5 protein-coding genes are annotated in these 7,736 nt (G+C 54.4%); 4 read left to right on the forward strand and 1 reads right to left on the reverse strand.

What is annotated here, in order from left to right:
• Positions 1–719 (reverse strand): Druantia anti-phage system protein DruA (locus AB1402_10195; GenBank protein MEW6541960.1); only part of this gene is annotated, 719 nt, incomplete at its 3' end.
• A gap of 177 nt (positions 720–896) precedes the next feature.
• Between AB1402_10195 and AB1402_10200 the strand changes: the two genes are divergently transcribed.
• The 4 genes from AB1402_10200 (at position 897) to AB1402_10215 (ending at position 7,502) form a co-directional block, all read left to right on the forward strand.
• Positions 897–1,367, forward strand: a complete 471-nt coding sequence (locus tag AB1402_10200) for a hypothetical protein (GenBank protein MEW6541961.1) — start codon at positions 897–899, stop codon at positions 1,365–1,367.
• A gap of 213 nt (positions 1,368–1,580) precedes the next feature.
• Positions 1,581–3,038: a hypothetical protein gene (locus AB1402_10205; protein ID MEW6541962.1), complete on the forward strand. Its 1,458-nt coding sequence runs from the start codon at positions 1,581–1,583 to the stop codon at positions 3,036–3,038.
• A gap of 389 nt (positions 3,039–3,427) precedes the next feature.
• Complete coding sequence (locus tag AB1402_10210; protein ID MEW6541963.1) at positions 3,428–3,613, forward strand: hypothetical protein; 186 nt, start codon at positions 3,428–3,430, stop codon at positions 3,611–3,613.
• Positions 3,614–3,695: 82 nt separating this feature from the next.
• Entirely contained in the window at positions 3,696–7,502 is a 3,807-nt protein-coding gene (locus AB1402_10215; protein ID MEW6541964.1) for a hypothetical protein, read from the forward strand.
• Positions 7,503–7,736: the final 234 nt, after the last annotated feature.

Below are 7,736 nucleotides of genomic sequence, written 5' to 3' on the forward strand. Positions count from 1 at the left end.
CGGTCCACCTCCACGAAGGTCTCCAAAAGGAGCAGGCCGTGCCCGTACTTCTTCCACCAGTCACCCCGAATGCGCCGGGCAATGATTGCAAGGATGTGGCTGGCCAAGTGGGGGACCCTCACCCAGGGCAGGATCAGGAAGCGGGTGTTGTTGGTGACGAGATGCAGGCGCTTGATGCGGGTATCCCTGTCCCAGCCAATAAAGTCGTCCCTGGCGGCGCAGCTCCAGGCGGCGGAGCCGAAGAGCAGGCAGGCGAGCGGGCGTTTCTGGTTGTCAAAGACCAGGTACTTCATGTTCTCGCCCACGGTACCTTTGAAACCGAGATAGTGGTACCGGCAGAGCAGGTGCTTAAAAAGATTCCAGGATGGGTGACCGGTCGCCACCACTTCCACCCGCAGGGGCTGCAGGTCGGAAAGCCTGCCGGTGATGGCGGCGGTATCGTGAGGCGCCTCGGTGATCAAAATGTTCCCGCCCCATACAAAGGCCTCAGATTTACGGCGGGGCAAGACGATCTGTCCCTGTTGTTCCAGTTTGAGCAAGAGATCCCGGCAGGCCATGTCCTTCATCTGGCCGGTTGGAGAGTGCCAGTTCCAGAGCCGGCAGAGTTCCCTCGACAGCCTGCTTCGGCTCCATGAAGGGTTGCCGGCAATCAACCGCCTGACGGTCTGGATGTGGTCTTCAGTTATCTCGGTTACCCGAAATTCAGCTTCTGCTATCATAGTTTCATGATACATGATCAGCAGGGCCGAGTCCAGTATTATTTTTCAGGTGCCTGAGTAGTTACTGCTAATCAGCTTTGGCGACCAGATCGGCGGCGTACAAAGTACTCCGCGTTGCAGGAAGAATTACGCCAACTACGGGGAAAGCGGCAGGAAGCGGTTAAGAAAGAAGCTGATTTGCAGCAAAAGTTGGTTATGCTGCGGGAACTTCAAGATCGACGCGGCTTGTTGGAGCAAGAACGGGCCGAACTCAAAGGCCTGATACGGCAAGCTGAAACCTTGGTTCCGCTGGCGAGTGCCTTGAAGCAGCTGGAAGAGTGGAGGCAGGATATCGGGGATGAAAAGCGCTTGGCCGCACTACCGTTAGATATCCGTGGGGAGCTTACCAGGCGGGAGCAAAGACTGGTTGAACAGGAGGCAGAACTGGACGACATCCGGGAGCAGATGAATGATGCTGCTGCAGTAATTGCTGCTTTTGGCCGGCGGGAAAGACTGGTCCTTGACCGGACGGACGACATCCGCGAATGGGTGCGTCGGGCAGAGACTCACGATCAGGATGGGCAAGCAATAAACAGCTATGGAGAGGAAGCCGAGTTACACCGGGAGCGCCTAAGCGAGCTGGCTGCCGAAATCCTGGTGGAGCCGTGATCAGAGGATCTTGCTGACCCGGTGACAAGAGTGGCGCCCGCCGAACTGAAGGCTCGTATCATCAACTGCATAGACAACCGGGAAAGCCTGCGTCTGTGCCAAGAAGCCCGGTTGCACAAGGAGCATAACGCACCATCGGTAGCCCGATCGGTGCCTTTGTGGTTGGGTCTTGGTTTTGGCCTAGCGGGTCTCCTTATAGGAGGTTTGGGGTGGTTGGGGGCCAGCGTAGTGCTCCAAGCTGCTGGGGTAACTGCTGCGGTTGTAGCGGCCGGCATGGCGGTCTTGGGTTGGGTAACGGGACAGGCTTCAAGGCAGTTGGATGAGCATTACAGGGCCGAACTAAGACGACTTGACGACGAGGAGAGGGTAGCGTTTCAGATGTTGGAGAAATCCCGCGAGCAGTTATCATCCGTATTAAAACCATTGCCGGTAGCTACCGGTTTGTTGGAGCGGCCGGATATGTCTTTGTATGAATCGGTAGTCAAGTTGCGTGGCGAAGTATTGGAGCTTGATAGGATAAGAGAGCGCCAAGCGGAAAAGCAAGAGAAGTGGACGGCAGCGCGTAGCCGTTTGGATACCTTGGTGAATGAGCTGGGTGAAACCCTGGGTGAGTGGGCTGGTCCGGTAGTGGATAGGCTCGCCGAACGATTGGCTGCCTGTGAAAGAGCCAAAACCGCACACGATTCGGCTACGGATCGACTGACCAGTCTTCAGACACAGGAGCAGTATGCAGAGTCTGAGTTGGCAAGATTGAGGAATGAAAAGACGCAACTTGAAGAGGAGATCCGGGCCGTGGCGGGTTTGCCCGATGGTGTAGATACAGCGGTCGACATGAGTGTGGTATTGGAAGAGGCCTTAATCCGGGTTGCTGGTCTGCAAAAGACTCGAGATCTCCTTGAGCATCACGAGGCCGAACTCCAGAAGAAATACGTCGATTTGGAGAATCTCCAGGAGGAAATCCGGTCGTTGGGGGAAGACGAGAAATCGGCCTGGGTTTTGGATCGGACCGAAGTGGAGTTGGCGAAGAATAGGCTGGAAGAGCTGGATGAGCAGCATAGGGATTTGGTGGAGCGAATCGCTAAACTCGACAGCGAAGTTCAAAGTCATATGCAGGGTCCGTCACCGGGGGAACTGGATGGCAAGTTGGCAGCCATGGAAGAAGATCGGCAAGCTATGGAACGAGAACGGGACCGCTTGGCGTTAATGCGGTTGGTGCTGCAGCGTGCGGAGCGCCTATTCCGGGAAAGACACCAACCCGATGTGTTACGTCGGGGCGGTGCATATCTGAATCTAATCACCGGTGGGCGTTACACGCGGCTAATGATGCTAGCCAATGAAGACGGTAGTGAGAGGCTGGTGGTCCAGCGAGGTGATCGGGCCGATCCGATAGCGGTAGAGCATCCGCTTAGCCGGGGCACGCTAGACCAGATCTTTTTGGCCTTCCGCTTGGCGGTTATCGACCACTTGGATGAGGGGCACGAGGCACTTCCACTCTTTCTAGACGAAGGTCTGGTCAATTGGGACGATGTTCGTCTGGAAAACGGAGTGCGACTTTTTGGGGACATCGCTGAGGTCCGGCAGGTGTTTCTGTTCACCTGTCGCAATGCGCTGGCCGAGCTGATTTCCACCCGGTTGGCATCACCGATCATAACGATGCCGGACGTAGGGTGATGTTGGCTGTGGTCTAAGTGGATGCCGGATTCCAACAGGAAGGGGCCGAGAAGAGTATGCAGAGCAACGAAGACATCCGGGAGTATTGGAGGCCCAAGCGGGTGAGGGTCTTGTTCGTAGGGGAGTCACCCCCAGCAGGCGGTACCTTTTTCTATCGGGGTAATTCTAACCTGTTTCGGTATACCAGAGAGGCTTTTGGCCGGGCCCTGAGGCGAGACTGGGGTCAGGAACCGGCTTCGTTTCTAGAGTTCTTTTCAGGTTGCGGGTGTTACCTAGATGACCTATGCCCCTTTCCAGTAAACCATCTGGCAGTTCGTGAACGTAGGCGTCTCTGCCTGGAAAACAGCAAGGAATTAGCCCGGCGCCTGATGGAAATGAGGCCGGAGCTAGTGATTGCGGTGAAACGCGACATCGAAGACCCGCTACGAAAAGCGTTGGTGGTTGCCGATCTCCAGGATATTCCGGTGCAGGCTTTGCGTTTTCCGACCTTCGGGCATCAAGAACGCTATGTCGCGGCGCTAGCCGATATCATTGGGGAGTACTGGGCAAGCGTTGGAAAGCAGTTAGGAGTCTGAGGTGTTTCCAGAACAACTCACGCGCGGTAGTCATTATCTCTACAGGTTCCGCCCTTATTAACAGGGAGTGGAGGAGTCTAGAATGTTAGTTACTGAAAACCAACTGGACCAATGGGTGCGTGGCAATGCACGAGACGCACAGGGAGCGATTGTTGAGCTGGTCTGGCGTCTCGTTGCGGCATCATGTCCCAGGCCACGAGAGCGACGTTTCCCATTGGGCGACAGTATTGGCCAGCATGGTCCGGATGGGATACTGGATGACGATCTCGGTTTTGAACCGTTTGTTCCTGAAAGTCGATCATTTTGGGAAATAGGTACGGGCTTAGAAGCGAGTGACAAAGCCACATCTGATTACGATAGTCTCACTGCAGCAGTTCCCTTAGACGTTCGACTCGAATCAACGTTTGTGTTTGTAACTCCTCTTTCTGGGCGAAGGGAGTGGAAACACACCTGGAAGGGAGAGGAACAGGCTGCTTGGCTCAGGGATCGTCGCAGTAGACGTGAATGGAAGGATGTCCAAGTTATTGACGGGACGAGGCTGATCGATTGGGTTCATCAGTTCCTGGCAGTTGAGTTGTGGCTCACGCATAAGATCAGTGGCCTGACGATACAGCAGATTGAGACCCCAGAGCAACGCTGGGATATTCTGAGATCCATTGGTGAACCGCCCCCGTTAACGCCGGACGTGTTTTTGGCTAGCCGGGCCGAAGCCTGTGCGAAGCTTAAGGAAGTGTTTGACGGTACAGTCGTACAGCTCAAGCTGACCACACATTTCCCTGATCAGGTGACCGACTTTGTTTCCGCGTACCTGGCATCGCTAGGTATTGAGGATCGCATAGATGCCGAGAGCCGGTGCCTCATCGTTTCAGGAACCGATGCATGGGCCACAATCTGTACTTCTCAGAGAGAGAAACACATTCTAATTGCCGATGCCGCCCTGGATTTGAGTGGTGAAGCAGGTACGAAGCTTATCCAAAAAGCGCGCAGGGCGGGTCATGCCGTTGTCTTTGGTGGTCCATACGGTGGCATTCCCGATCCGGCGAGCATACCGCTCCCAATACCGCCCCCACACGAAGTTGAGGGGGCCCTGGCAAAAGCTGGTTACAGTGAGGAAAGGGCGCGTACACTAGCAAAGAGAAGTGGCGGACACCTTGGTTCGCTACTTCGATGTCTTCAAAACCTTTCGTTGATGCCTGAGTGGGCTGAGAGATCGGAAGCTGCGGACTTGGCGGTTGCTATGGTTCTGGGGGCCTGGAGCGATAAGTTAAGTGCAGACCGCACTGTAGTTGAGTGTCTCTCGGGAAACTCCTACGGGGAGTGGATCGGGAAAATGCGTGAGATTGTGCTTAGCCCGGGCACCCCCCTGAGTCAGCGGGATGGCAATTGGAAGTTTCTTGCGCGCTATGAAGGGTGGTATACATTAGGCCCGAGACTCGGCGATGAACACTTGGACAGGCTGAAATCCTCGGCAGTCTCAGTTCTACGGGAAAAGGATCCACAATTTGATCTCCCGAAGGAAGAGCGACATGCTGCCCAGATTTATGGAAAGGTGCTAACACATTCGCATCGCCTGCGAAAAGGCATTGCGGAATCATTGGCGTTACTCGGAAGTCATCCCCAGGCCCTAACATCCTGCAGTTCAGGCAAGGCCGTGACAACAGCGATCCTGACGGTTCGCGAGGTTTTGGATGACGCTGACTGGACACGATGGGCCAGCTTGAATGACATCCTTCCGCTGCTTGCAGAAGCGGCTCCGGGTGAGTTTCTCGACGCAGTTGAAAAAGCGCTGAGCAGCGATCCGTGCCCGTTCGATGAAGTTTTTGACCAAGAGAGTGGCGCTGTCTTTGGGCGCATCTATATAACCGGTTTGCTCTGGGCGCTGGAGACTCTGGCCTGGGATACCGACCATCTCAGTCGTGTGGTGATGTGCTTGGGAGAACTTGCCGCGCGAGATCCCGGTGGACAGTGGGCGAATCGGCCCGCAAACTCCTTGACAGCCATTTTGCTGCCGTGGCTGCCGCAGACGTGTGCTCCAATCTCAAAAAGAGTGGCAGCAGTGAAAGCGTTACTATCTGAGCTTTCAGATGTTGGGTGGAAACTGTTAGTAAGTCTTCTTCCCCAATCTCACTCAGTTTCATCTGGAACCCGAAAGCCGGCTTGGCGGGCGACAATTCCTGATGATTGGTCAAAGGGAGTCACAACACGCGAATATTGGGAGCAAGTTGAACAGTACGCCGAAATAGCAGTCACTGCGGCCCAGGGTAACCGTGAAAGGCTCAGCGAGCTCATCAGCCGCATGGATACGCTATCCCCACCTGCACGCAGGCAGCTTCTGATCTACTTGGGTTCTCGGACGGTGATAGCTATCCCGGAGGCCGACAGACTGCACCTCTGGAACCAGCTCATTAGCCTAGTTACAAAGCACAGGAGATTCGCAGATGCGGAATGGGCCATGAAGCGTGAAGAGATTGAAAACATAGAAGAAGTCGCTGACCGACTTGCCCCAAAGAACCCTTTCTTCCGGCATCAGCGGCTCTTCACAGAAGGTGATTACGACCTCTATGAACGGAAAGGCGATTATGATGAACAGCGCAAACAGCTTGAAAAGCTTCGGGAAACTGCCCTAGAAGAGATCGTTGCAAATGAAGGAGTCGAGGCCGTGATTGCCTTTGCAGAAGCTGTTCAGTCTCCATGGCGCGTTGGTATTGCCTTCGGAGTTATAGCAAGCCCGGAAACTGATAGCACGGTTTTGCCGAAATTGCTCGAGTCCCACCAAAAGCCAATAGCACAATTTGCGGGTGGTTTTGTTTGGAGTAGGTTTCGTAGTCGGGGTTGGGAATGGATTGACAATATCGATACTCAGCAATGGAGCGCTGCACAGATAGGGCACTTCTTCTCCTACTTACCGTTCGCGCCGGATACGTGGGAACGCGTAAAGCAGGCTCTTGGCGAAGACGAATCCGCCTATTGGGCTGAGACCAATGCGAATCCTTATGAGACCGACAAAGGTTTAGAACTCGCGATTGATCGACTTGTTGAGTACGGGAGACCATTCGCCGCACTTCGGTGTCTTGACAGAATGTTACACGCCAAACAGCCATTAGATACGCAAAGGGCTGTTCGAGTTCTGCTGGCTGCACTTGAATCAGCGGAGAGCCGACACGCCGTTGATACCCACGGGATTGTTGACATCATTAAAGCCCTTCAAGACGACCCAAGCACGGATCCTAAGGACCTGGTACAGGTGGAGTGGGCATATCTGCCGTTACTGGATCGACACAACGCCGCTTTTCCCAAGTTTCTGGAGCGCAGCTTGGCAACTGACCCGGGATTCTTCTGCGAGGTAATACGACTGGTGTTCCGGTCAAAGAAAGAAGACCCCTCGAAAGAGGAGCCAACCGAGGGAAGAAAAAATGTTGCAGCCAACGCCTACCGTTTGTTGAGCGAATGGCGAACCCCGCCCGGTTTGCAGGAGGATGGGACGTATGATGGCGCTGTCTTATCTGCCTGGGTGGATGCAATGAAAAAAGAGTGCAAAGAATCGGGTCACCTAGAGGTTGCTTCAATCATCCTAGGCCACGTGCTTACATACGTACCGCCAGCTAGTGATGGACTGTGGATTCATCATGCTGCGGCAGTACTTCTAAGCGCTAAAGACGCTAACGACATGCGCAACGGTTTTCGGACACAGCTATATAACTCACGGGGTACACACTGGGTTGACCCAACAGGAAAACCAGAAAGGGAACTTGCGGCCAAATATCGGGAGCAGGCCGAAGCTGTCGAGGGTGCCGGATATCACCGTCTGGCCGTCACGCTCAGAGAACTCGCGGAAACTTACGAGCGTGAAGCTGAAAGGGTATCATCAAGAGAGCACTTCGATGATTGAGATGCAATAGATGTGGACCCTGGCACTGGAAGTGATGTGGAAGTGCCAAACGCAAGTCGGTACTGAGAATGATCCAAAGTGCGTATTCCGGAGTAATCCGGCCACCCATTCCGGAGTAATCCGGCCACCCATTCCGATTTTTCCCGGCCACCTATTCCGGAGCAAACCGGCCACCTATTCTGGTTTTAACCGGCCACTTTTGGATGTTAACCGGAATAAGCAACTGGGGACGAA

The organism is Bacillota bacterium, from assembly GCA_040757205.1.
In the GTDB taxonomy this organism is placed as follows: Bacteria; Bacillota; Desulfotomaculia; order Desulfotomaculales; family Desulforudaceae; genus Desulforudis.